Annotated in this window: 20 protein-coding genes and 1 pseudogene; 10 read left to right on the forward strand and 11 right to left on the reverse strand. The window is 52.9% G+C overall.

Annotated elements, in window-relative coordinates:
- Positions 1 to 9: 9 nt before the first annotated feature.
- The 9 genes from QUF14_RS00725 to thpR form a co-directional block, all read right to left on the reverse strand.
- Complete coding sequence (locus QUF14_RS00725; protein ID WP_100733609.1) at positions 10 to 2,616, reverse strand: outer membrane usher protein; 2,607 nt, start codon at positions 2,614 to 2,616, stop codon at positions 10 to 12.
- Positions 2,617 to 2,648: 32 nt separating this feature from the next.
- A complete protein-coding gene (locus QUF14_RS00730) occupies positions 2,649 to 3,383 on the reverse strand; it encodes a fimbrial chaperone (protein ID WP_100733614.1) in 735 nt (244 codons plus the stop codon).
- A gap of 65 nt (positions 3,384 to 3,448) precedes the next feature.
- Positions 3,449 to 4,015: a fimbrial protein gene (locus tag QUF14_RS00735; protein WP_000932937.1), complete on the reverse strand. Its 567-nt coding sequence runs from the start codon at positions 4,013 to 4,015 to the stop codon at positions 3,449 to 3,451.
- Between the two features lie 504 nt (positions 4,016 to 4,519).
- Positions 4,520 to 4,996, reverse strand: coding sequence for a 2-amino-4-hydroxy-6-hydroxymethyldihydropteridine diphosphokinase (gene folK, locus QUF14_RS00740; RefSeq protein ID WP_000215120.1), 477 nt, complete (start codon positions 4,994 to 4,996; stop codon positions 4,520 to 4,522).
- The gene (pcnB, locus tag QUF14_RS00745) at positions 4,993 to 6,390 is read right to left on the reverse strand and encodes a polynucleotide adenylyltransferase PcnB (RefSeq protein WP_203369798.1); all 1,398 of its coding nucleotides are present in this window, start codon (positions 6,388 to 6,390) and stop codon (positions 4,993 to 4,995) included. The genes folK and pcnB overlap by 4 nt, the downstream gene beginning before the upstream one ends.
- 59 nt (positions 6,391 to 6,449) lie before the next feature.
- Complete coding sequence (gluQRS, locus tag QUF14_RS00750) at positions 6,450 to 7,346, reverse strand: tRNA glutamyl-Q(34) synthetase GluQRS (RefSeq protein ID WP_001360390.1); 897 nt, start codon at positions 7,344 to 7,346, stop codon at positions 6,450 to 6,452.
- A 66-nt stretch (positions 7,347 to 7,412) separates the two neighbouring features.
- A complete protein-coding gene (gene dksA, locus QUF14_RS00755) occupies positions 7,413 to 7,868 on the reverse strand; it encodes an RNA polymerase-binding protein DksA (RefSeq protein WP_001155227.1) in 456 nt (151 codons plus the stop codon).
- 177 nt (positions 7,869 to 8,045) lie between these two features.
- A complete protein-coding gene (gene sfsA, locus QUF14_RS00760) occupies positions 8,046 to 8,750 on the reverse strand; it encodes a DNA/RNA nuclease SfsA (protein ID WP_100733610.1) in 705 nt (234 codons plus the stop codon).
- Between the two features lie 14 nt (positions 8,751 to 8,764).
- Complete coding sequence (gene thpR, locus QUF14_RS00765) at positions 8,765 to 9,295, reverse strand: RNA 2',3'-cyclic phosphodiesterase (RefSeq protein WP_001294670.1); 531 nt, start codon at positions 9,293 to 9,295, stop codon at positions 8,765 to 8,767.
- A 73-nt stretch (positions 9,296 to 9,368) separates the two neighbouring features.
- On the opposite strand from thpR, the pseudogene hrpB reads away from it, so the two are divergent.
- From hrpB to fhuB, 6 genes and pseudogenes are all read left to right on the forward strand, one after another.
- Positions 9,369 to 11,798: pseudogene (hrpB, locus tag QUF14_RS00770) on the forward strand (ATP-dependent helicase HrpB).
- A 93-nt stretch (positions 11,799 to 11,891) separates the two neighbouring features.
- Positions 11,892 to 14,426 carry a bifunctional glycosyl transferase/transpeptidase gene (mrcB, locus tag QUF14_RS00775; protein WP_000918155.1) on the forward strand — a complete coding sequence of 845 codons (2,535 nt, stop codon included), beginning with the start codon at positions 11,892 to 11,894 and terminating at the stop codon, positions 14,424 to 14,426.
- Positions 14,427 to 14,645: 219 nt separating this feature from the next.
- Complete coding sequence (fhuA, locus tag QUF14_RS00780) at positions 14,646 to 16,889, forward strand: ferrichrome porin FhuA (protein WP_000124406.1); 2,244 nt, start codon at positions 14,646 to 14,648, stop codon at positions 16,887 to 16,889.
- Between the two features lie 50 nt (positions 16,890 to 16,939).
- Positions 16,940 to 17,737 carry a Fe3+-hydroxamate ABC transporter ATP-binding protein FhuC gene (gene fhuC / locus QUF14_RS00785; protein ID WP_001158929.1) on the forward strand — a complete coding sequence of 266 codons (798 nt, stop codon included), beginning with the start codon at positions 16,940 to 16,942 and terminating at the stop codon, positions 17,735 to 17,737.
- The gene (fhuD, locus tag QUF14_RS00790; protein ID WP_001355205.1) at positions 17,737 to 18,627 is read left to right on the forward strand and encodes a Fe(3+)-hydroxamate ABC transporter substrate-binding protein FhuD; all 891 of its coding nucleotides are present in this window, start codon (positions 17,737 to 17,739) and stop codon (positions 18,625 to 18,627) included. The genes fhuC and fhuD overlap by 1 nt, the downstream gene beginning before the upstream one ends.
- Complete coding sequence (gene fhuB, locus QUF14_RS00795) at positions 18,624 to 20,606, forward strand: Fe(3+)-hydroxamate ABC transporter permease FhuB (RefSeq protein ID WP_000044023.1); 1,983 nt, start codon at positions 18,624 to 18,626, stop codon at positions 20,604 to 20,606. Before fhuD ends, fhuB begins: the two co-directional genes overlap by 4 nt.
- A gap of 157 nt (positions 20,607 to 20,763) precedes the next feature.
- On the opposite strand, the gene hemL is transcribed toward fhuB, so the two are convergent.
- The gene (gene hemL / locus QUF14_RS00800; protein ID WP_000045287.1) at positions 20,764 to 22,044 is read right to left on the reverse strand and encodes a glutamate-1-semialdehyde 2,1-aminomutase; all 1,281 of its coding nucleotides are present in this window, start codon (positions 22,042 to 22,044) and stop codon (positions 20,764 to 20,766) included.
- Between the two features lie 165 nt (positions 22,045 to 22,209).
- Here hemL and yadX point away from each other — a divergent pair, with 165 nt between their 5' ends.
- Genes yadX through erpA form a run of 4 tightly spaced genes read left to right on the forward strand, consistent with a single transcriptional unit; the run spans position 22,210 to position 24,116 of the window.
- Positions 22,210 to 22,257: a protein YadX gene (gene yadX, locus QUF14_RS00805; protein ID WP_211180485.1), complete on the forward strand. Its 48-nt coding sequence runs from the start codon at positions 22,210 to 22,212 to the stop codon at positions 22,255 to 22,257.
- 11 nt (positions 22,258 to 22,268) lie between these two features.
- Positions 22,269 to 23,690, forward strand: coding sequence for a H(+)/Cl(-) exchange transporter ClcA (gene clcA, locus QUF14_RS00810; RefSeq protein WP_000845394.1), 1,422 nt, complete (start codon positions 22,269 to 22,271; stop codon positions 23,688 to 23,690).
- A gap of 23 nt (positions 23,691 to 23,713) precedes the next feature.
- Entirely contained in the window at positions 23,714 to 23,779 is a 66-nt protein-coding gene (gene yadW, locus QUF14_RS00815; RefSeq protein WP_120795373.1) for a small protein YadW, read from the forward strand.
- The gene (gene erpA / locus QUF14_RS00820; protein WP_001295564.1) at positions 23,772 to 24,116 is read left to right on the forward strand and encodes an iron-sulfur cluster insertion protein ErpA; all 345 of its coding nucleotides are present in this window, start codon (positions 23,772 to 23,774) and stop codon (positions 24,114 to 24,116) included. Before yadW ends, erpA begins: the two co-directional genes overlap by 8 nt.
- Before the next feature lie 46 nt (positions 24,117 to 24,162).
- Here erpA and QUF14_RS00825 read toward each other — a convergent pair whose 3' ends face one another.
- Positions 24,163 to 24,786: a TRIC cation channel family protein gene (locus tag QUF14_RS00825; RefSeq protein ID WP_000964221.1), complete on the reverse strand. Its 624-nt coding sequence runs from the start codon at positions 24,784 to 24,786 to the stop codon at positions 24,163 to 24,165.
- Positions 24,787 to 24,812: the final 26 nt, after the last annotated feature.

A 24,812-nucleotide genomic window follows, 5' to 3' on the forward strand; every position in this document is an offset into this window, starting at 1 on the left:
CCTGGAACATTATTGCTGGGTGCATGGCACGCCGTTGAGTACGATGGTTTTACCGGTCATGGTGGGTGATGACGGTATCTGATAATGAATACGGCACTGCTGGCGACTATTTTTCTCATACCAGGTGACCGTCAATTCACCGCTGTCGGCAATACCACGTACAAATGCCTGACTACTCTGTCCGACGGTCCCGATAGAGGTCCCTTTTTCGTCGGTAATATCAGAAGCAAACGGCACGGGCTGATTGTTGCTGCGCAGTAAATTGAGAATGGCAGAACGCCCGGTGTCGGTGTCAAAATGGCTGAAAATGACGGAACCCTGGCGCGGAATGGCGATGCTACTGGTGTTTTTGAGCTCCACGTCGTTATCCAGATCGTTAACATCGAGCACGACAGTATTTTCCCGATACGGTGACAGTGAACTGCTCACGCCGTAGCCAAAGCGATCGATGGTGCTGTTACCAAAGTTAATGCGCGCGCCCTTTGCACCGGGGGCGTTGATCAGCGCCAACGTGTCAGAGTCGGTAAAACTGTCGTTACTGAAGGTCAGACCGTGCCGGTGGAGTACAAAACCGCCATCGGTGCTGAGCCCATACTGACGTGAGTGATCGCTACTGGTGGAGGCTGAGCCTGAAAATGTTCCCCACGGCGATTCATAGCTGGTATAACCGCTGATACTTTTCAGGCTGTCACTGTTTTTATGCGCGTTATAGGCGGTATTCACGCTGTAACTCCAGCGATTATCCTGGCTGTAGCCCGAGGCAATGGCGTTATATTGCGAACTCCCTTTCATATCGCTGTTAACGCTGGTGTTCAGCGTTTTGAAGCCACCCTGGCGGCTATCACGACCCAGCAGTTTATCAAGCGGAATGGTCACGCTCAGGTAAACTGAATCATCCTTCTTATTGTCTTCATCGTATGTGCGTTGCAGGCTGACGCTGTAGCTCGCCCAGTTAAAGGAATTACTGTAGCCAAAGGAAAAACTGCTCTGTGATTCGTTGGTTACCCAGTAATCTGTCCATGTGCCATTCACATAGAAAGATCCATAGTCACGTTCATCACTTTTTAACGTTTGGTTAATGCTAACGCTGAACTGATTTTTCATGCGCGCATAACTGACAATACCCGAGTAGTCCTCTTCATCAGGATGATTGGCTGAATTAATCAGCGTTAACGCGTCGTTTAGCCCCAGATAGTTTTCAGTGGAGTAGCGATAGGCGGCAATGTTGAGTGACGTTTCGGTCGGGGCGAAATATTTATTCCATGAAATACGGTAGCTCTGCCCACTATAAGTTTTATCGTCAGGGATTTCGGCATGAGACTGAGTAACATCGAAGGAGAATGCGCCCAGCGATGTATTCATCCCCACCCCCAGTAAACCGGCCCAGTAGCCGTTATCGGTCATTTGCAGACCAGTGTAGCCGGTGAAGGTGTTGCTCAATCCGTAATAGTAGGTCCCTTGCAGCAGGTTCGGTTTATCCTGAAGTTCCTCTTTATTGACCTCACCGCCGCTGATATCCCATTTGCCTACGCCGGGACGCATCATCTGGATCACCGATGAATAGGCCTGACTAAACGTACGCTTTGAGCCGTCCGATTCGGTGATGGTCACTTCGAGGTCGGCACCGAACCCTGCCGGGGTGAGATCGTCAATCGCGAATGGCCCTGGTGGCACGGTCGTTTCATAAATTTTATAGCCGTTTTGGGTGATCGTGACTTTCGCGTTAGAGTTTGCCACGCCACGGATAATGGGCGCATACGATGCCAGCGTGGGTGGCAACATGCGGCTTTCGCTATAGAGTCGCAGCCCGCGAATAGGCACCGAGTCGAAGGTTTCTCCTGTGGTATTGGTTTCACCCATCACCAGTTGAGAGCGAAGCGCGGCGATATCGCGTTGCAGGTATTTATCCTGAAATTCAAAACTGCCGCCGTCTTCTTTGTCCCACGAATAGTTACCATGTGAGCGAAAATGCCATCCCCATAAATTGATACCGCCCATTAGTCCGGCGTAGCTGGTTTCTGTGGTTTGATCGGGGGATTCACTGCGCCAGCCGTTAAGGGTGTAAGAGAGCATTGCGGCATTGATGCCTTCATCCCAGAGTGAGGCGTCGACATAGTTGGCATAGGTTCTTTGCAGCCAGATTTGCGGCATGCTGATATCAAGCCGCTGATCATTGCTGTTGTAAGCGACGCTTGATTGCGGAATAGCAACCTCTAGGTTGAGGCAATCCTGCGCAGCATTTTCGCGTTTTTGCAAAATTGCGTTATCCGTTAGCTTTTCTGGCTGGCGAATATGCAGCTGTAATAACGTGTTCGCGGAGATGCAGGGTTGAGCAGCGTGTTTTGGGTCTAATTCAATAAACTCGATTTTCAGATTGGCGCTGGCCTGGTTATTAATAAACACGCTGACGTCATAGCGTCCAGGTAATGTTGCGTTACCTTTGCTGTAACGATTGACATCAATATCCCTGGCGCCTGCGCCCATCAGGAACGTGTTATCAAACTCAACGGTCTCGTCTGCCCCCCACACATTTTGAGTACAGGGCAGCAGGCTGCACGCAATCAGGCAAGCGAGCGGCGATCGTTGAATTTTTTTGCCATCGTAGGGGATCTTCATTGTACGATCTCAGCCGATATAATTTGTGGGCATCAAAGTTTGACTTGGCCGTCAATGCCACCGCCAAAATCATTAATGGCGGAGTAATCAACTGTTGCACCAGACACAGAACGGGGAGCGCCTTTTACCACCATTTCCGCACTGCTCATGGGCGCGACCATACTGGTCTCCACGGTATATTTATTACCGCCTGAGCCAAGGGTAATGCTGCTGAATGAGACGTGATAAGGCGTAGGGTTTGTCGCCTGCAGCACCACTTTTCCGGCTGAAGACTGGAGACGCCAGGTTAACTGTTTTGGTGCATCAGCCGGGTTACCCGCCAGACCGGTTGGGCGATAGAACAGCTTGATACGGGTGCGGAAAGCCAGTTGCAGAATGTTTTTTCCTTTGGCATCGGCATCGCTCATCTTGGGGGGAACTTCCAGCGCATTGAACCAATAAATGCTTTCGCGATCGGCTGGAAGGGTCTGGCTGGCGTTCCACGCAATTTTAACCGTTTGGCCTTTTTTACCATCAACGCGGGAAACCGGTGGCGTCACGGTAAAAGGCACTTTCAATGTGCTGGGGTCGGCATTCTCGCTGCCGGTATCAATCCAGGTCTGGACTAATAATGGGCGGGCGCCTTTGTTTTCCATGCGCAATGTAACGTCTTTCTGGTCTGCATTGTAAATAATGCGCGTACCGGAAAGCACGATATCTGCTTGCGCGGTGAGGCTGAAAACGGCTGTCGATACGATGAAAACAACGGAAACAACAAACTGACACATCCTGGTCATAACACCATCCTTATTGAGTTACCCGACAGCAGTGGGCTGTCGGGTGATGCAGAGATTTACTGATAAGTCACTGTATAAGTGGCATTGCTTTTGACATAACCTGCCGTTGCGTCAACTGTTGCTGCCTGTTTAACATACGACGCTTTAAAGTTGTAAACCGCTTTGCCGTTGGTAAACACAAGGTTTTTAACATCGGTGCTGTCGTTAACTTTCACCTGTTGGTAGGTGGTGGCATTGGTAAGGTAGTGAATGGCAATTGCGACCCCGGTTGCCGCCTGGCTGATAGAGAGATCGTTGTTCAGAGTGCCCTGGCTGTTACTGAAGAACACAGAACCCATGCTCAGACTGGCGTTATTTTTTGGATCGCCCGAGCAATCTATCGCAATAGAAAAGGCTTCCGGTTTTGCGCCAACGTCGGCAGTCTTTACGACACCTGCGCCATTAACTTCAGCGGTTGTAGCGGTTTGCAGAGTAATTTGACCGTCCTGCGCGCCACCGTTGACGTGCAGGGCGCAGGTATTGTCACTGACCAAACCTGAGAAATCTAATTGACCGCCATCAAGCGCGAAGGCTGAACTGGTGAACATGACTAATGCCGCAGCAATAGCACTTTTATTTAACATAGAAATATCCTTATTAAAATTAATGGTGGTGAATTTTCTCACCAAAACTTATTATAAATGCCACACTCTTTAAAGAAAAATATCTTCGGTGAATGGATTTTTATGATTTATTATAATTATGCATTTTATGAATGTATTTGGTGAGGTTGGGCAGGTTTAAATAATATGATAATACGCTGTAGAAATTAATAATTACGCGTTAAGGACAGGTCGTTGTATGCACTTGTTGCCCCCGTCCCAGCCTGACAGAATCCAATTAAGTGCTATCCAGTGCTAATACCGGGAGTGAGGCATAGTACTCAGAATAAATTGGTTAATTATCATTAAAACCTCTTATAAAGAGAAAAGTTAATATAGGTAATGAAAATATATTTGCCGTAATTATATTTTTAATGCTGTTTTTTTGTGATTTTTATGATGGGGGAGAGAGAATTAATTCATTGAAACTATAAAATAATATTATACAACATTGCATTACCCAATACGTTTTTCCAGGAATGTGGTTTACCAGTGCTGTGGGCTGGGAGGGAAAGTAGTGAGTCTTGCTTGCAACGTTTCACCATCAGGAAACACGAGTTCCGGCGCGATCTCAAACAGCGGCCACAACATAAATCCACGATTCTTCATATCATAGTGCGGAACGGTCAGGCGCTCAGTGTTTATGACCTGATTACCAAACAACATGATATCAAGATCGAGCGTGCGCGGTCCCCAGCGTTCAGCTTTGCGGACACGACCCTGTTGCAGCTCAATACGCTGTGTGTGGTTGAGGAGCTCTTCTGCTGTAAGAGAGGTTTCCAGCGCCACGGCTGCGTTTAAGTAATCGGGTTGATCTTGCGGCCCCAGCGGTGGGGTGCGGTAAAACGAAGAAACGGCAAGAATGCGGCTTTCAGGAATGTCATCTATTGCCTTCAGGGCAGCATTGACCTGCTCCAGCGGAGAGGCCAGATTGCTGCCGATGGCAATATACGCCACTGTCATGCGGTGCCCTCACGGCGCGGCGCACGTCTGCGCGGGCGACGAGTACGACGACGTGGTGACGGTTCTTCATCCAGTTCGTTAAGCATCCCTTTTTGGTCTGGCGGCGCTGAAACCTGGAACTCACCCCACCATTTCGCCAGTCGTTGTAGCTCGGCGTTGCGTTCTACTTCAGCACGCAGTGCCAGCAGGTCATAAGCGGCGCGGAACTTCGGATGTTCGAGTAATTTCCATGCGCGTTTACCCTGACGGCGGGACATGCGCAACTGTAATTGCCAGATATCACGGGTTAAAGTGGTTAGCCGTTTCGGGATCGCCAGTGAACGGCAGGCTTCGTCTAACACATCGTTCATTGCCAGCGCGAAAGCGTCGTGATAAGTCAGGCCGCTCTCTTGGGCAATTTTCTGTGCTGTTTCCAGCAGGGGATACCAGAACATGGCGGCAAACAGGAACGCCGGGTTGACGCGCATATCGTTATGAATACGCGTGTCAGTATTCTTCAGCACCTGCTCAATGATCCGCTCCATTGGACTGTCACCATTTTCCGTAAAGTAGCGGGTAATGGTCGGGAACAGCGGCTGGAACAGATGGTATTCACACAGCAGTTTATAGGTTTCGTAACCGTAGCCCGCTTGCAACAGTTTCAGAGATTCTTCAAACAAACGCGCCGGAGGAATATCGTTTAGCAAGGTTGCCAGACGTGGGATCGGTTCTGCGGTTTCCGGGCTGATGCGCATGCCCAATTTGGCGGCAAAACGAACCGCGCGCAGCATACGTACCGGATCTTCACGGTAGCGCGTTTCTGGGTTACCAATCAGACGGATAACGCCGTCTTTCAGATCCTTCATGCCACCAACGTAATCGCGGACGGTAAAATCTGCCACGCTGTAATACAGGCTGTTGATAGTGAAATCGCGGCGCTGGGCGTCTTCTTCGATGGAGCCGAAAATGTTGTCGCGCAGCAACATGCCGTTTTGCCCGCGTTGGGAGGTCGTGCGGTCGCTGACGTTACCTTCGTGATGTCCACGGAAGGTCGCAACTTCGATAATCTCCGGGCCAAACATGACATGAGCAAGACGGAAACGGCGACCCACCAGGCGGCAGTTACGGAACAGTTTGCGCACCTGCTCAGGCGTGGCGTTGGTGGTCACGTCAAAATCTTTCGGCTTTTTGCCAAGTAACAGGTCGCGTACGCCGCCGCCAACCAGCCAGGCTTCGTATCCCGCTTTATTGAGCCTGTACATTACCTTCAGGGCATTTTCACTGATATCTTTGCGGGAAATAGCATGCTGCTCACGCGGGATCACCGTCACCTGTGGACGGGCGACTGCCTGTTCAGCCTCGCTTTCCTCGCGGCTTAGCACCTTGCGGCAAAAATTAGCGACTCGGGTAAAAATAGTACACCTCGGTAGTGTCAAACATCATTCAGGACAAAAAAATAGCGGCTAATCATAGCTCAGCATGACGCATTTGAGAATGTTGAATTTACAATTGCCGAGTCAGGAATGGTAGTCAGCGTCCAGTTTGTGACGGCTGACTGGAGAATTTGCTCGACGCTGAAATCCTGCCAGTGTGTTTCTGCCTGCTGGCCCAGAAATTGAAGTGCCGCGATTAACACCGGCCGAGGATCGCCTTTTGGCAACGCAGGCGCATGATTCTGCTTGGAAAGTTTAGCGCCTTGTGGATTAAGTGCCAGTGGCAAATGAATGTAATCTGGCACCTGCCAGCCAAAAAGCTGGTACAGCGAGATTTGGCGCACCGTGGGTTCGATCAAATCCGCGCCACGGACAATTTCTGTCACGCCCTGGTAGTGATCGTCAACGACCACCGCCAGGTTATAGGCAAATAAACCATCACGGCGATGAATAATAAAATCTTCCCGCGCCAGTTTTTGGTCGGCATGAATAATGCCGCGCAGCTGGTCAGTAAACTGGGTGACCGGATGCTGCTGGCGAATACGTACAGCAGCGTTTTCTGGCCCATGATGCAACTCCCGGCAATGACCGTCGTAAATACCGCCAATGCTTTGAATACGTGCGCGCGTGCAGGTGCAGTAATAACTTAACCCTTGCTCATGTAACCATGCGAGTGCTTCGCGATAGGCGTCGTGACGTTGCGATTGCCAGAGAACATCGCCGTCCCAGTGTAGACCGTAATGTTCCAGCTGGCGCAGGATGGTCTCTGCGGCACCGGGAACTTCACGAGGCGGATCGATATCTTCAATGCGAACAAGCCAGCGACCTTGCCGGGCGCGAGCCTGTAGAAAGCTTCCAAGCGCGGCAATCAGAGAGCCAAAATGAAGCTCGCCAGAAGGAGAGGGGGCGAAGCGACCAATATAGTGTGTGTCTGTCATCTCGTTGAACAAAAAATAAGGCGGGAGCATTTCCCGCCTGTGGTAAACGTGATGGAACGGCTGTAATTAGCCAGCCATCTGTTTTTCGCGAATTTCAGCCAGCGTTTTGCAGTCGATGCACAGATCGGCTGTCGGGCGCGCTTCCAGACGACGAATACCAATTTCAACGCCGCAAGATTCGCAGTAGCCGAAATCTTCGTCTTCCACTTTTTTCAGCGTTTTCTCGATCTTTTTGATCAGCTTACGCTCGCGATCGCGGTTACGCAGTTCGAGGCTGAACTCTTCTTCCTGGGCTGCACGGTCTACCGGATCCGGGAAGTTGGCTGCTTCATCCTGCATATGTGTAACGGTGCGATCGACTTCATCCCTGAGTTGATTACGCCATGCTTCCAGAATACGACGGAAGTGCGCCAGCTGGGCTTCGTTCATATACTCTTCGCCCGGCTTCTCCTGATATGGCTCCACCCCAGCGATGGCGAGAATACTCAGGGACGATGTTTTACGGTTTTGCCCTTCTTGCATGTTGCTTCTCCTTAACACGCACTATCGATCCCCATGTTCGGGGGAAAAATGAGGCCGCTATAAATAGCAGAAGCTTTTCCGGATAGCAATTATCTAAACGTAACACTTGACAACTGTGTGAGGAAAAGCGTATTTGCGCACGCGACCAGAATGTAAATTAACCAGTTACTTACTCTACTACAATGTAACCGGCAGTGATTTTTTAAGAGCCATGCCTTCAGAAGAAAGTTCTGCTTTGTAAGCCAGAATTTCTACCCCCCTCTGTTGAGCTTCTGACAATAGTTGCGCGTATTTCTCATCGATGTGGCGCGCGGGTGAAAACCGTGTAATGGCTGAATGCAGCACGGCGAAAAAGATAACCGCACGCTGGCCTTCAGCCGCTACGCTCATTAACTCCCGAAGGTGTTTCTGACCTCGTTCAGTGACCGCATCGGGAAAATATCCCTGTTCGTTCTCCGCTAACGTAACCGATTTCACTTCAATATAGCAGTCTGGACGCGAATCCGCCTGCAACATGAAGTCAATACGGCTGCGTTCGGCGCCGTATTTTACTTCGCTTTTCAGAGAGCTATATCCTGACAGTTCTGAAATGGATTCATTAAGGATAGCCTCTTTCGTCAACCTGTTAGCCCAAAGTGTATTGACGCAAATAAATGCGCCGCTTTGGCTTTGGGTTAACTCCCAGGTGTGTGGGTATTTCCGTTTTGTGTTGTCTGAAGTTGAATACCAGACGGTATCGCCAGGCGTTGCACATCCGGTCATCGCACCCGTATTCGGGCAGTGTAGCGTTAATTCGCAACCATCGGGTGTGATCACATTGGCTAAAAAGCGTTTGTAACGTTGAATTAGCGTTGCGCGCTGTAGAGGGGGAGAAAATTCCATTGCGACAATCCTTGTTATTGCGTTAGCGCCCAGCGTTTTAGCGGCGTGTAGCGTGTGCGCCCACGGGCAAACGAGGAGGCGTAAAGGGTGAACTCCGTCACCGTATACGACCAGTTAAAGCCTGGCGGCGGGATTGTCACCGCCTCGCTGGCGTCGCGCAATAAGGTGATATGTGGATGAAACGGTCGATTGCTTTGAAAACAACCGCTGCGTGCAGCTTGTGAACGAAGCATATTCGCCAACTGGATTAAGCCGCGTGGCGGCTGACGCATCCCTAACCATACCACACGCGAACGCAGCCACTGACCGGCGTCATCAAGCGTGAGTGTGAAACCGGGCTGACGAATCCGTCCGGCTAAAAGAGAAAGCGCCTTCTCTTTCTCTGCGCTCACTTCGCCTAAAAATGCCAGTGTCAGATGTAAATTATCGGCGGCGACCGGACGTCCCGCGTCTGGTGGGAACTGTGCGGCGCGCCAGTGGATAATCTGTTCGCGGATTTCTGCAGGTAAGTCGATAGCAAAGAACAGCCGTTGCGGTTCAGACATGTGAGGTACTCGGTTATGCATTACCGCGATGCTACAATGTGGCGCGAAGAATGTTAACCCTCTGGAGCGTTTTGTGTCGTCGTTGCCCGTTGCTGCCGTCTTACCTGAGTTACTTGCTGCCCTCGATGGTGCACCGCAGGTGTTATTAAGTGCGCCGACCGGGGCCGGGAAATCAACCTGGCTGCCGCTGCAACTGCTGACGCATCCCGGCATTAACGGAAAAATTATCCTACTGGAGCCGCGTCGCCTGGCGGCGCGTAACGTTGCGCAACGACTGGCGGAACTGCTTAACGAAAAAACAGGTGATACGGTAGGCTACCGGATGCGCGCGCAAAACTGTGTCGGGCCAAATACTCGCCTGGAAGTAGTTACCGAAGGCGTGTTGACGCGCATGATCCAGCGTGACCCTGAACTGAGCGGCGTTGGATTGGTGATCCTCGATGAGTTTCATGAGCGCAGCTTGCAGGCGGATCTGGCGTTGGCGCTGTTACTCGATGTGCAACAAGGTCTGCGTGATGACCTTAAACTACTGATTATGTCGGCTACGCTGGACAATGACCGCTTGCAGCAGATGCTGCCAGAAGCGCCCGTCGTCATCTCAGAAGGGCGCTCGTTTCCGGTTGAACGCCGTTATTTATCGCTGCCCGCTCATCAGCGTTTTGATGAAGCCGTGGCGGTTGCCACCGCCGAATTGCTGCGTCAGGAACGCGGATCATTACTGTTATTTTTACCTGGTGTCGGAGAAATTCATCGCGTTCAGGAACAACTGGCTTCGCGCATCGGTAGTGATGTGTTGCTCTGCCCGCTGTATGGCGCGTTGTCGCTGAACGATCAGCGAAAAGCGATCCTTCCGGCACCAGAAGGGATGCGCAAAGTGGTGCTGGCAACCAATATTGCTTAAACCAGTTTAACCATCGAAGGTATTCGTCTGGTGGTGGATTGTGCTCAGGAACGTGTGGCGCGCTTTGATCCGCGCACGGGGCTTACGCGGCTGATTACTCAACGCGTTAGTCAGGCATCTATGACGCAGCGTGCGGGGCGTGCCGGACGTCTGGAGCCGGGGATCTGTTTACATTTAATCGCCAAAGAACAAGCAGAACGCGCCTCCGCGCAAAGTGAACCAGAAATATTACAAAGCGATCTCTCCGGTTTGCTGATGGAATTACTGCAATGGGGATGCAGCGATCCGACGCAGATGAGCTGGCTGGATCAACCGCCAGCCGTGAATTTACAGGCCGCGAAACGCCTGTTACGGATGCTGGGGGCGATGGACGGTGAACGGCTAAGCACGAAAGGGCAGAAAATGGCGACGCTGGGTAACGATCCGCGTTTAGCGGCAATGCTGGTGAGCGCAAAGAGCGACGACGAGGCTGCTACCGCTGCAAAAATTGCCGCTATTCTCGAAGAGCCACCACGGATGGGCAATATCGATCTGGGCGTGGCGTTTTCGCGCAATCAACCTGCCTGGCAGCAACGTAGCCAGCAACTGTTAAAGCGCTTAAACGTACGCGGCGGTGAGGCAGACAGTTCGCTTATCGCACCGTTACTTGCCGGAGCGTTTGCCGATCGCATCGCTCGTCGCCGTGGGCAAGATGGACGCTATCAACTGGCAAACGGCATGGGGGCAATGCTCGATGCCGATGATGCGCTCAGCCGCCACGAATGGTTGATCGCACCGTTATTATTGCAGGGTAGCGCCTCGCCGGATGCGCGGATTTTACTGGCGCTACCGGTCGATATCGATGAATTAGTACAACGCTGTCCGCAGTTGGTACAGCAGTCTGACACTGTGGAGTGGGATGATGCGCAAGGTACGCTGAAAGCCTGGCGTCGGCTGCAAATTGGCCAACTGACAGTAAAAGTGCAGCCGCTGGCGAAGCCTTCAGAAGACGAGCTGCATCAGGCGATGCTTAACGGCGTTCGTGATAAAGGCTTAAGCGTGCTCAACTGGACGGCGGAAGCGGAACAGCTACGCTTGCGTTTGTTATGCGCCGCCAGGTGGTTGCCAGAATATGACTGGCCAGCGGTTGATGATGAAAGTTTATTGGCGACGCTGGAAACGTGGTTACTGCCGCATATGACAGGCGTACATTCGCTACGCGGCCTGAAATCACTCGATATTTATCAGGCGCTACGCGGATTACTTGATTGGGGGATGCAGCAACGTCTGGATAGTGAATTGCCTGCGCATTACACTGTGCCGACGGGAAGCCGGATCGCCATTCGTTACCATGAAGATAACCCGCCCGCGCTGGCGGTGAGAATGCAGGAGATGTTTGGCGAGGCCACCAATCCGACGATCGCCCAGGGGCGCGTGCCGCTGGTGCTGGAGTTGCTTTCTCCTGCCCAAAGGCCTCTGCAAATAACGCGAGATTTGAGTGCCTTCTGGAAAGGAGCGTATCGCGAGGTGCAAAAAGAGATGAAAGGGCGTTATCCCAAACACGTCTGGCCGGATGATCCGGCAAATACCGCACCGACGCGACGGACGAAAAAGTATTCATGAAGACCAAGGTAAATTTGAGAGATATCTTCTTCTGTCTTGTTACAGAAGAACAGAAAATCGGGCTTTTGCGCCTGAATATTGCGGAGAAAAAGCATGGCCGGGAATGACCGCGAGCCAATTGGACGCAAAGGGAAACCGACGCGTCCGGTCAAACAAAAGGTAAGCCGTCGTCGTTACGAAGATGACGATGATTACGACGATTATGATGACTATGAGGATGAAGAACCGATGCCGCGCAAAGGTAAGGGCAAAGGCAAAGGGCGTAAGCCTCGTGGCAAACGCGGCTGGCTATGGCTGCTGCTAAAACTGGCTATCGTTTTTGCCGTGCTGATCGCCATTTACGGTGTTTATCTCGATCAAAAAATTCGTAGCCGTATTGATGGCAAAGTTTGGCAATTGCCTGCGGCTGTTTATGGCCGAATGGTCAACCTTGAGCCAGACATGACCATCAGCAAAAACGAGATGGTGAAGCTGCTGGAGGCGACCCAGTATCGTCAGGTGTCGAAAATGACGCGCCCTGGCGAATTTACCGTGCAGGCCAACAGCATTGAGATGATCCGTCGTCCGTTTGATTTCCCGGACAGCAAAGAAGGACAGGTGCGTGCGCGTCTGACCTTTGATGGCGATCATCTGGCGACGATCGTCAATATGGAGAACAACCGTCAGTTCGGTTTCTTCCGTCTTGATCCGCGCCTGATCACTATGATCTCTTCACCAAACGGTGAGCAACGTCTGTTTGTGCCGCGCAGTGGTTTCCCGGATTTGCTGGTGGATACTTTGCTGGCGACAGAAGACCGTCATTTCTACGAGCATGATGGGATCAGTCTCTACTCCATCGGACGTGCGGTGCTGGCAAACCTGACCGCCGGACGCACGGTGCAGGGAGCGAGTACGCTGACGCAACAGTTGGTGAAAAACCTGTTCCTCTCCAGCGAACGTTCTTACTGGCGTAAAGCGAACGAAGCCTACATGGCGCTGATCATGGATGCGCGTTACAGCAAAGACCGCATTCTTGAGCTGTATATGAACGAGGTGTATCTCGGTCAGAGCGGCGACAACGAAATCCGCGGTTTCCCGCTGGCGAGCTTGTATTACTTTGGTCGCCCGGTAGAAGAATTGAGCCTCGATCAGCAGGCGCTGTTGGTGGGTATGGTGAAAGGAGCGTCCATCTACAACCCGTGGCGTAACCCGAAACTGGCGCTGGAGCGACGTAACCTGGTGCTGCGTCTGCTGCAACAACAGCAGATTATTGATCAAGAGCTCTATGACATGTTGAGTGCACGTCCGCTGGGGGTTCAGCCGCGCGGCGGGGTAATCTCTCCACAGCCAGCCTTTATGCAACTGGTGCGTCAGGAGCTACAGGCGAAACTGGGCGATAAAGTGAAAGATCTCTCCGGCGTGAAGATCTTCACTACCTTTGACTCGGTGGCCCAGGACGCGGCAGAAAAAGCCGCCGTGGAAGGTATTCCGGCGCTGAAGAAACAGCGAAAGCTGAGCGATCTGGAAACGGCAATTGTGGTTGTCGACCGCTTTAGCGGTGAAGTTCGCGCGATGGTTGGTGGTTCTGAGCCGCAGTTTGCAGGTTACAACCGTGCGATGCAGGCGCGTCGTTCGATTGGTTCCCTTGCAAAACCAGCGACTTATCTGACGGCCTTAAGCCAGCCGAAAATCTATCGCCTGAACACGTGGATTGCCGATGCGCCAATCGCGCTTCGTCAGCCGAATGGCCAGGTCTGGTCACCGCAGAACGATGATCGTCGTTATAGCGAAAGTGGCAGAGTGATGCTGGTGGATGCGTTGACACGTTCGATGAACGTGCCGACGGTGAATCTGGGGATGGCGCTGGGTCTGCCTGCGGTTACGGATACCTGGATTAAACTGGGCGTACCGAAAGATCAGCTGCATCCGGTTCCGGCAATGCTGCTGGGGGCGTTGAACTTAACGCCAATTGAAGTGGCGCAGGCGTTCCAGACCATCGCTAGTGGTGGTAACCGAGCACCGCTTTCTGCGCTGCGTTCGGTAATCGCGGAAGATGGCAAGGTGTTGTATCAGAGCTTCCCGCAGGCGGAACGCGCGGTTCCGGCGCAGGCGGCGTATCTGACACTATGGACCATGCAGCAGGTGGTACAACGCGGTACGGGTCGTCAGCTTGGGGCGAAATACCCGAACCTGCATCTGGCGGGCAAAACCGGGACTACCAACAACAACGTGGATACCTGGTTTGCGGGCATTGACGGCAGCACGGTGACCATCACCTGGGTAGGCCGTGATAACAACCAGCCGACCAAACTGTATGGTGCCAGTGGGGCAATGTCGATTTATCAGCGTTATCTGGCTAACCAGACACCAACACCGCTGAATCTTGTTCCGCCAGAAGACATTGCTGATATGGGCGTGGACTACGACGGCAACTTTGTCTGCAGCGGGGGCATGCGTGTCTTACCGGTCTGGACCAGCGATCCGCAATCGCTGTGCCAGCAGAGTGAGATGCAGCAGCAACCGTCAGGCAATCCGTTTGATCAGTCTTCTCAGCCGCAGCAACAGCCGCAACAGCAACCTGCTCAGCAAGAGCAGAAAGACAGTGACGGCGTAGCAGGTTGGATCAAGGATATGTTTGGTAGTAATTAACGTCTAAGCGTGACATACCGGATGGCGAGTTGCCATCCGGTAAAATAACATCCCACCTAAAGTATTAACCCTTTCTTTTCATCTGGTTGTTTATTAACCCTTCAGGAACGCTCAGATTGCGTACCGCTTGCGAACCCGCCAGCGTTTCGAATATTATCTTATCTTTATAATAATCATTCTCGTTTACGTTATCATTCACTTTACATCAGAGATATACCAATGGCGCGTTCCAAAACTGCTCAGCCAAAACACTCACTGCGTAAAATCGCAGTTGTAGTAGCCACAGCGGTTAGCGGCATGTCTGTTTACGCACAGGCAGCGGTTGAACCGAAAGAAGACACTATCACCGTTACCGCTGCACCAGCGCCGCAAGAAAGCGCATGGGGGCCAGCTGCAACTATTGCGGCGCGACAGTCCGCTACCGGCACCAAAACCGATACACCGATTCAAAAAGTGCCACAGTCTATTTCTGTTGTGACCGCCGAAGAGATGGCGCTGCATCAGCCGAAGTCGGTAAAAGAAGCTCTTAGCTATACGCCAGGCGTTTCGGTCGGTACGCGAGGTGCATCAAACACTTATGATCATTTGATTATTCGTGGTTTTGCAGCAGAAGGCCAAAGCCAGAATAACTATCTCAACGGTCTGAAGTTGCAAGGCAACTTCTATAACGATGCAGTTATTGACCCGTATATGCTGGAACGCGCTGAAATTATGCGTGGTCCGGTTTCAGTGCTTTACGGTAAAAGCAGTCCTGGCGGCCTGTTGAACATGGTCAGCAAGCGCCCGACTACAGAACCGCTGAAAGAAATTCAGTTTAAAGCCGGTACTGACAGCCTGTTCCAGACTGGTTTTGACTTCAGTGATGCGCTGGATGATGACGGCGTTTACTCTTATCGTCTGACTGGTATTGCGCGTTCAGCCAATGCTCAGCAGAAGGGGGCAGAAGAGCAGCGTTATGCTATTGCTCCAGCGTTCACCTGGCGCCCGGATGATAAAACCAATTTCACCTTCCTTTCTTACTTCCAGAACGAGCCGGAAACCGGTTATTACGGCTGGCTGCCGAAAGAGGGAACCGTTGAGCCGCTGCCGAACGGTAAGCGTCTGCCGACAGATTTTAACGAAGGGGCGAAGAACAACACCTATTCTCGTAATGAGAAGATGGTGGGCTACAGCTTCGATCACGAATTTAACGACACCTTTACGGTGCGTCAGAACCTGCGCTTTGCTGAAAACAAAACCTCGCAAAACAGCGTTTATGGTTACGGCGTCTGCTCCGATCCGGCGAATGCTTACAGCAAACAGTGTGCCGCTTTAGCGCCAGCCGATAAAGGTCACTACCTGGCACGTAAATACGTCGTTGATGATGAGAAGCTGCAAAACTTCTCCGTTGATACCCAGTTGCAGAGCAAGTTTGCCACTGGCGATATCGACCACACTCTGCTGACCGGTGTCGACTTTATGCGTATGCGTAATGACATCAACGCCTGGTTTGGTTACGACGACTCCGTACCGCTGCTCGATCTGTACAATCCGGTGAATACCGATTTCGACTTTAATGCGAAAGATCCGGCAAACTCCGGCCCTTACCGCATTCTGAATAAGCAGAAACAAACGGGCGTTTATGTTCAGGATCAGGCGCAGTGGGATAAAGTGCTGGTCACCCTGGGCGGTCGTTATGACTGGGCGGATCAAGAGTCTCATAACCGCGTTGAAGGGACGACCGATAAACGTGATGACAAACAGTTTACCTGGCGTGGTGGTGTTAACTACCTGTTTGATAATGGTGTAACACCTTACTTCAGCTATAGCGAATCGTTTGAACCTTCTTCACAAGTTGGGAAGGATGGTAATATTTTTGCGCCGTCTAAAGGTAAGCAGTATGAGGTCGGCGTGAAATATGTACCGGAAGATCGCCCAATTGTGGTTACTGGTGCTGTGTATAATCTCACTAAAACCAACAACCTGATGGCGGACCCTGAGGGTTCCTTCTTCTCGGTTGAAGGTGGTGAAATCCGCGCGCGTGGCGTAGAAATCGAAGCGAAAGCGGCGCTGTCGGCGAGTGTTAACGTAGTTGGTTCTTATACTTACACCGATGCAGAATACACCACCGATACTACCTACAAAGGCAACACGCCTGCGCAGGTGCCAAAACACATGGCTTCTCTGTGGGCTGACTACACCTTCTTTGAAGGCCCGCTCTCCGGCCTGACGCTCGGTACTGGCGGTCGCTTTACAGGCTCCAGCTATGGTGATCCGGCTAACTCCTTTAAAGTGGGAAGTTATACGGTCGTGGATGCGTTAGTGCGTTATGATCTGGCGCGAGTCGGCATGGCGGGCTCCAACGTGGCGCTGCATGTCAACAACCTGTTCGATCGTGAATACGTCGCCAGCTGCTTTAATACCTATGGCTGCTTCTGGGGCGCAGAACGTCAGGTCGTTGCAACCGCAACCTTCCGTTTCTAATTTCTCTTTTGGGGCACGGATTTCCGTGCCCGTTTCACAAGTTGGCTGTTATGCAGGAATACACGAATCATTCCGATACCACTTTTGCACTGCGTAATATCTCCTTTCGTGTGCCCGGGCGCACGCTTTTGCATCCGCTGTCGTTAACCTTTCCTGCCGGGAAAGTGACCGGTCTGATTGGTCACAACGGCTCTGGTAAATCCACGCTGTTAAAAATGTTGGGCCGCCATCAGCCACCGTCAGAAGGGGAGATTCTTCTTGATGCCCAGCCGCTGGAAAGCTGGAGCAGCAAAGCGTTTGCTCGCAAAGTGGCTTATTTGCCGCAGCAGCTTCCTCCGGCAGAAGGGATGACGGTGCGTGAACTGGTGGCGATTGGTCGTTACCCGTGGCATGGCGCGCTGGGGCGCTTTGGCGCGGCAGATCGCGAAAAGGTCGAAGAGGCTATCTCGCTGGTTGGCTTAAAACCGCTGGCGCATCGGCTGGTCGATAGCCTCTCTGGCGGCGAACGTCAACGGGCGTGGATCGCCATGCTGGTGGCGCAGGATAGCCGTTGTCTGTTGCTGGACGAACCGACCTCGGCGCTGGATATCGCCCACCAGGTTGATGTGCTGGCGCTGGTGCACCGTTTAAGTCAGGAGCGTGGCCTGACGGTCATTGCCGTGCTGCACGATATCAATATGGCTGCGCGTTACTGTGATTATCTGGTCGCCCTGCGCGGCGGTGAAATGATTGCTCAGGGAACGCCTGCGGAAATTATGCGCGGCGAAACCCTCGAAATGATTTATGGCATCCCGATGGGTATTTTGCCGCATCCGGCGGGTGCTGCACCTGTGAGTTTTGTTTATTGATGAGCGGCTTACCTCTTATTTCGCGCCGTCGACTGTTAACGGCGATGGCGCTTTCTCCGTTGTTATGGCAGATGAATACCGCCCGCGCGGCGGCTATTGATCCAAAGCGTATTGTGGCGCTGGAGTGGTTGCCGGTGGAATTACTGCTGGCGCTCGGCATCGTGCCTTACGGCGTGGCGGATACCATCAACTATCGCCTGTGGGTCAGCGAGCCACCATTGCCGGATTCAGTGATTGACGTTGGTTTGCGTACAGAACCTAACCTTGAACTGCTGACCGAAATGAAACCGTCGTTTATGGTCTGGTCGGCAGGGTATGGCCCTTCACCAGAAATGCTGGCACGCATTGCGCCTGGGCGCGGATTTAACTTCAGCGACGGCAAACAGCCGCTGGCGATGGCGCGTAAGTCACTGACGGAAATGGCAGATTTACTTAACCTGCAAAGCGCAGCGGAAACGCATTTAGCGCACTATGAAGACTTTATCCGCAGCATGAAACCCCGCTTTGTGAAGCGTGGTGCGCGCCCGTTATTGCTGACGACACTTATCGATCCGCGCCATATGCTGGTCTTCGGTCCAAACAGCTTGTTCCAGGAAATTCTTGATGAGTACGGCATCCCAAATGCCTGGCAAGGGGAAACCAACTTCTGGGGCAGTACCGCCGTCAGTATCGATCGTCTGGCAGCGTATAAAGACGTTGATGTGCTCTGTTTTGATCACGACAACAGCAAAGACATGGACACCCTAATGGCAACCCCGCTGTGGCAGGCTATGCCGTTTGTCCGCGCCGGACGCTTTCAGCGCGTACCTGCAGTCTGGTTTTATGGTGCGACGCTCTCGGCAATGCACTTTGTGCGTATTCTGGATAACGCCATTGGAGGTAAAGCGTGAGTAAACGTATTGCGCTTTTCCCGGCGTTATTGTTGGCGCTGCTGGTGATTGCCGCAGCGATGCTCACCTGGATGAACTTCTCGCAGGCGCTGCCGCGTAGCCAGTGGGTGCAGGCCACCTGGTCGCCGGATATCGATGTCATCGAGCAGATGATTTTTCACTACAGCTTGTTACCGCGTCTGGCGATTTCGCTGCTGGTGGGCGCGGGCCTGGGGCTGGTGGGCGTGCTGTTTCAGCAAGTGCTGCGTAACCCGCTGGCGGAACCGACGACGTTGGGCGTTGCTACAGGCGCGCAACTGGGGATTACCGTTACCACGCTCTGGGCGATCCCTGGTGCGATGGCGAGCCAGTTTGCTGCATTGGCAGGGGCTTGTGTGGTTGGCTTAATTGTCTTTGGCGTCGCGTGGGGGAAACGGCTTTCTCCGGTAACGCTGATCCTCGCGGGGCTTGTGGTGAGCCTTTATTGCGGGGCAATCAATCAGTTACTGGTTATCTTCCATCACGACCAGCTACAAAGCATGTTCCTGTGGAGCACCGGAACGCTGACGCAAACCGACTGGGGCGGCGTTGAGCGTTTATGGCCGCAGTTGCTGGGCGGCGTGATGCTGACGTTACTGCTACTTCGTCCGTTAACCCTGATGGGGCTTGATGATGGCGTGGCGCGCAATCTCGGGCTGGCCTTGTCGCTCGCGCGTCTGGCGGCGCTGTCGCTGGCGATAGTCATCAGTGCGCTGCTGGTGAACGCGGTGGGGATTATCGGCTTTATCGGGTTGTTCGCGCCGCTGCTGGCAAAAATGCTGGGGGCGCGGCGTTTGTTGCCACGATTGATGCTGGCGTCACTGATTGGTGCGCTGATCCTCTGGCTTTCCGATCAAATCATCCTCTGGCTGACTCGCGTGTGGATGGAAGTTTCTACCGGTTCGGTGACGGCGTTGATAGGTGCGCCGCTGTTACTGTGGCTGCTGCCGCGTTTACGCAGCATCAGTGCGCCGGATATGAAGGCCAACGATCGTGTCGCGACTGAACGCCAACATGTGCTGGCGTTTGCCCTTGCTGGCGGTGTGCTGCTGATAATTGCTGTGGTGGTGGCGCTGTCGTTTGGTCGTGATGCGCACGGCTGGACGTGGGCGAGCGGGGCGCTGCTCGATGATTTAATGCCCTGGCGCTGGCCGCGAATTATGGCGGCACTGTTTGCGGGCATCATGCTGGCAGTGGCGGGCTGTATTATTCAGCGGCTGACCGGAAACCCGATGGCAAGCCCGGAAGTGCTGGGGATTAGTTCCGGCGCGGCGTTTGGTGTGGTATTGATGCTGTTTTTGGTGCCGGGTAATGCCTTTGGCTGGCTGTTACCCGCGGGCAGTCTCGGCGCGGCGGTGACGCTGTTGATCATTATGATCGCTGCCGGACGCGGTGGATTTTCCCCACACCGCATGTTACTGGCGGGGATGGCCTTAAGTACCGCGTTCACCATGCTTTTGATGATGTTGCAGGCAAGTGGTGACCCGCGAATGGCGCAAGTGCTGACGTGGATTTCCGGTTCGACCTACAACGCGACCGAGGCGCAGGTCTGGCGCACGGGAATTGTGATGGTAATTTTGCTGGCGATTACCCCGCTGTGCCGCCGCTGGCTGACCATTTTACCGCTGGGCGGTGATACCGCACGAGCAGTGGGAATGGCGCTGACGCCGACGCGAATTGCGCTACTGCTGCTGGCGGCTTGCCTGACGGCGACCGCGACAATGACCATTGGACCGTTGAGTTTTGTTGGTCTGATGGCACCGCATATCGCGCGGATGATGGGCTTTCGACGGACGATGCCGCATATTGTGATTTCGGCGCTGGTGGGTGGTTTACTGCTGGTGTTCGCTGACTGGTGTGGGCGGATGGTGCTGTTTCCATTCCAGATCCCAGCGGGGCTGCTGTCGACCTTTATCGGCGCGCCGTATTTTATCTATTTGTTGAGAAAGCAGAGCCGTTAATTTTTCCATATAACGGCCCTTAACTCCTGGATGGATAAAGCTTTTACGCGGCAACGGATGCCCGATGCGACGCTGTGGCGTCTTATCGGGCCTACAAACGGTCCTGATCTGTAGGTCGGATAAGGCGTTTACGCCGCATCCGACAAACCATGCTGGATCACAACTTCGCAAACACCCGACGTGCAGCATCGATGGTGTTATTGATATCTTCCATGCTGTGCGCCACAGACATAAAGCCCGCTTCAAACGCTGACGGTGCCAGGTAAACACCTTCGTCCAGCATCATATGGAAGAAACGCTTAAAGCGTTCCACGTCACAGGCCATCACATCCTGATAGCACGTCACGGACTCGGCGTCGGTAAAGAAAATACCGAACATGCCGCCAACGTGGTTAACGACCAATGGAATTCCCGCTTCTTCTGCCGCTTCCAGCAGACCTTCTGCCAGACGTGTTGTCAGCTCATCCAGCGTCTCGTGAACGCCCGGCTGCGCGACTTCATTCAGACAGGCGAAACCGGCTGCCATCGCAATCGGGTTACCGGAAAGCGTACCCGCCTGATAGACCGGACCGGTTGGGGCCAGCGCATCCATCACATCACGACGACCACCGAATGCGCCTACCGGCATTCCACCGCCGATGATTTTGCCCAGGCAGGTGAGGTCTGGCACCACGTCGTAATAATCCTGCGCGCCAGCCAGCGCCACGCGGAAACCGGTCATCACTTCATCGATGATCAGCAATGCGCCAAATTCGTCGCACAGTGCGCGCAGACCCGGTAGGAACTCTGGTAGCGGCGGAACACAGTTCATGTTGCCTGCTACTGGCTCGACAATAATACAGGCAATCTCTTGCGGGTATTGCTCAAACGCGGCGCGTACCGAGGCCAGATCGTTATAAGTACAGGTTAATGTATGTTTGGCGAAATCTGCCGGAACGCCCGGCGAGTTTGGCTGGCCTAAAGTGAGTGCGCCAGAACCGGCTTTTACCAGCAGACAGTCAGCGTGACCGTGGTAGCAACCTTCGAATTTAATGATTTTGTCGCGACCGGTAAAACCACGGGCCAGGCGGATGGCGCTCATCGTCGCTTCGGTGCCGGAGTTCACCATGCGCACCATATCCATGGTCGGGACCAGTTCGGTCACCAGTTGCGCCATTTTCACTTCCATTTCGGTCGGTGCGCCAAAGCTCAGACCGCGTTCGGCGGCTTCAATCACGGCATTGCGGATCGCCGGATGGTTATGGCCCAGCACCATCGGCCCCCAAGAACCGACATAATCGATATAGGCTTTGCCATCAACATCGTACAGATAAGCGCCGTCCGCTTTTTCGATAAACAGTGGAGTGCCGCCCACGCCGGTAAAGGCGCGAACAGGGGAGTTCACACCGCCAGGGATCAGCTCGCGCGCTGCGCTGTATAGATTTTCAGACTTACTCATGGAGGGTTCCTGATTCGTAGAAAAAGTGAATGGCTGCTATTCTATGTTATTCATAACAAGTTAAATACTCGTCAAACGTCAGGTTGCTTGTACTGGTACAATCCTGATTTCTTAGAGTATAAAAGTTTTGTGCATTTGAAACATTACGCTTTGCAAAGGATTTTCATGGAACGTGCGAGTAAAATGCCGTCATCTTATTTGTATGACCAATAAGTGATCATTGGATGAAAACTGATACTCCCTCTTTAGAAACACCGCAGGCCGCGCGCCTGCGACGCAGACAACTGATTCGCCAACTTCTTGAGCGCGATAAAACCCCGTTAGCCATTTTGTTTATGGCGGCAGTCGTCGGCACGCTTGTCGGGCTGGCAGCGGTTGCTTTTGACAAAGGCGTCGCCTGGTTGCAGAACCAACGTATGGGGGCGCTGGTCCATACGGCCGATAATTATCCGCTACTGTTAACCGTCGCTTTTCTCTGTTCGGCGGTGCTGGCGATGTTCGGCTACTTTTTGGTGCGCAAATACGCGCCGGAAGCTGGTGGCTCGGGGATCCCGGAAATTGAAGGGGCGTTGGAAGATCAACGTCCCGTTCGCTGGTGGCGTGTGTTGCCTGTGAAATTCTTTGGCGGGCTGGGGACACTCGGCGGAGGCATGGTGCTGGGGCGCGAAGGGCCAACCGTGCAGATCGGCGGTAATATCGGTCGCATGGTACTTGATATTTTCCGCCTGAAAGGTGACGAAGCTCGCCATACGCTGCTGGCAACCGGTGCTGCTGCGGGGCTGGCGGCGGCCTTTAACGCGCCGCTGGCGGGTATATTGTTTATTATCGAAGAGATGCGTCCGCAGTTTCGCTATACGTTAATTTCGATTAAAGCGGTATTTATTGGTGTCATTATGTCGACCATTATGTACCGGATTTTTAATCATGAAGTTGCGTTGATTGACGTCGGTAAACTTTCTGACGCGCCGCTTAATACACTGTGGCTTTATCTGATCCTCGGTATTATTTTTGGCATTTTCGGCCCTATTTTTAATAAATGGGTGCTGGGGATGCAGGATTTGCTGCACCGTGTGCACGGCGGCAATATTACCAAATGGGTACTGATGGGCGGTGCGATTGGCGGTCTGTGTGGATTGCTGGGGTTTGTGGCACCAGCAACTTCGGGCGGCGGTTTTAACCTGATTCCTATCGCCACGGCGGGGAACTTCAGCATGGGAATGCTGGTGTTTATCTTCGTCGCGCGAGTCATTACTACCTTACTTTGCTTCTCTTCCGGTGCGCCGGGCGGTATTTTTGCCCCGATGTTGGCGCTGGGTACTGTGCTGGGTACTGCTTTCGGAATGGTTGCCGTTGAGCTGTTTCCGCAATATCACCTTGAGGCGGGGACGTTTGCTATTGCCGGAATGGGGGCGTTACTGGCGGCTTCTATTCGCGCGCCGTTAACGGGGATTATTCTGGTTCTGGAGATGACCGATAACTATCAGCTCATTTTGCCAATGATTATTACCGGTCTTGGCGCAACACTATTAGCACAATTTACCGGCGGGAAACCGCTATACTCGGCGATTCTTGCGCGCACGCTGGCAAAACAGGAAGCGGAACAACTGGCGCGAAGCAAGGCCGCATCAGCCAGCGAGAATACTTGAACGAAATACCAGGGTATTAGATAATGGCGATTATTATTGGGTTAGAATTTGCCCAATTGCCGATGTCGTTTGGAGCAAAATATGAGTGATGACGTAGCACTGCCGCTGGAGTTTACCGACGCAGCAGCCAACAAAGTTAAAAGCCTGATCGCTGACGAAGATAACCCGAATCTGAAATTACGCGTGTATATCACCGGTGGCGGTTGTAGCGGCTTCCAGTATGGTTTCACCTTTGATGATCAGGTGAACGAAGGCGATATGACCATCGAAAAACAGGGCGTAGGCCTGGTGGTTGACCCGATGAGCTTGCAATATCTGGTCGGCGGTTCCGTTGACTATACCGAAGGCTTGGAAGGTTCTCGTTTCATCGTGACCAACCCGAACGCGAAAAGCACCTGCGGTTGCGGTTCTTCCTTTAGTATCTAATCTGCTGTTCATGTGCCGGATAAACTATCCGGCACATCTTCTCTCTTCAACGCCCATTCTCATCCAGCGCAAACGTCGGTAGCTTAAGATGCCAACGAATAGCCGCCAGTCGAATCAATAGCGTCACGACCATGCCCATCATACTGGCTGTTTCCAGGGGCACGGAAAATGTGTAATAAGCCGTAGCGTGGACAATACCGCCGATAATACAGGCCGTTGCGTAGATTTCTGTGCGTAAAATCATGGGGATTTCGCGGGCCAGTACATCACGAATGATCCCGCCGCCAACGCCAGTAATGACGCCCATACAAACCGCGATCAACGGACCGGCTTCCGCATTAAAGGCTTTATTCACGCCAATGCCGACAAACACCGCCAGACCAACGGCATCCAGCACCGGCAACATCCATTTCGGTAAGCGTCTTGGCTGGCGCACCAGCACGATCGTCAGCATGCTGGTCACCATTGCAACAACCAGATCGGTGGGATCTTTCACCCAAAAGACCGGGCCGTGATCCAGCGCCATGTCGCGAATTGTCCCGCCGCCTACTGCGGTAACCACGCCTAATACCAGGACACCAAAAGGGTCCATACGCAATTTTCCGGCTAACAAAACGCCGGAGATGGCAAATACCGCTGTGCCGACTATATCCAGCCAATAGACGAGCATTGTTCTATCCCCACTGAGCACCTGAA

The organism is Escherichia sp. HH091_1A (genome assembly GCF_030295175.1).
Classification (GTDB): Bacteria; Pseudomonadota; Gammaproteobacteria; order Enterobacterales; family Enterobacteriaceae; genus Escherichia; species Escherichia coli_F.

Coding starts and splice junctions, on each gene's coding strand:
- QUF14_RS00725 (WP_100733609.1), bottom strand. CDS start 2,616: ATGAAGATCCCCTACGATGGCAAAAAAATTCAACGATCGCCGCTCGCT.
- QUF14_RS00730 (WP_100733614.1), bottom strand. CDS start 3,383: ATGTGTCAGTTTGTTGTTTCCGTTGTTTTCATCGTATCGACAGCCGTT.
- QUF14_RS00735 (WP_000932937.1), bottom strand. CDS start 4,015: ATGTTAAATAAAAGTGCTATTGCTGCGGCATTAGTCATGTTCACCAGT.
- folK (WP_000215120.1), bottom strand. CDS start 4,996: ATGACAGTGGCGTATATTGCCATCGGCAGCAATCTGGCCTCTCCGCTG.
- gluQRS (WP_001360390.1), bottom strand. CDS start 7,346: ATGACAGACACACACTATATTGGTCGCTTCGCCCCCTCTCCTTCTGGC.
- dksA (WP_001155227.1), bottom strand. CDS start 7,868: ATGCAAGAAGGGCAAAACCGTAAAACATCGTCCCTGAGTATTCTCGCC.
- sfsA (WP_100733610.1), bottom strand. CDS start 8,750: ATGGAATTTTCTCCCCCTCTACAGCGCGCAACGCTAATTCAACGTTAC.
- thpR (WP_001294670.1), bottom strand. CDS start 9,295: ATGTCTGAACCGCAACGGCTGTTCTTTGCTATCGACTTACCTGCAGAA.
- mrcB (WP_000918155.1), top strand. CDS start 11,892: ATGGCCGGGAATGACCGCGAGCCAATTGGACGCAAAGGGAAACCGACG.
- fhuA (WP_000124406.1), top strand. CDS start 14,646: ATGGCGCGTTCCAAAACTGCTCAGCCAAAACACTCACTGCGTAAAATC.
- fhuC (WP_001158929.1), top strand. CDS start 16,940: ATGCAGGAATACACGAATCATTCCGATACCACTTTTGCACTGCGTAAT.
- fhuD (WP_001355205.1), top strand. CDS start 17,737: ATGAGCGGCTTACCTCTTATTTCGCGCCGTCGACTGTTAACGGCGATG.
- hemL (WP_000045287.1), bottom strand. CDS start 22,044: ATGAGTAAGTCTGAAAATCTATACAGCGCAGCGCGCGAGCTGATCCCT.
- clcA (WP_000845394.1), top strand. CDS start 22,269: ATGAAAACTGATACTCCCTCTTTAGAAACACCGCAGGCCGCGCGCCTG.
- erpA (WP_001295564.1), top strand. CDS start 23,772: ATGAGTGATGACGTAGCACTGCCGCTGGAGTTTACCGACGCAGCAGCC.
- QUF14_RS00825 (WP_000964221.1), bottom strand. CDS start 24,786: ATGCTCGTCTATTGGCTGGATATAGTCGGCACAGCGGTATTTGCCATC.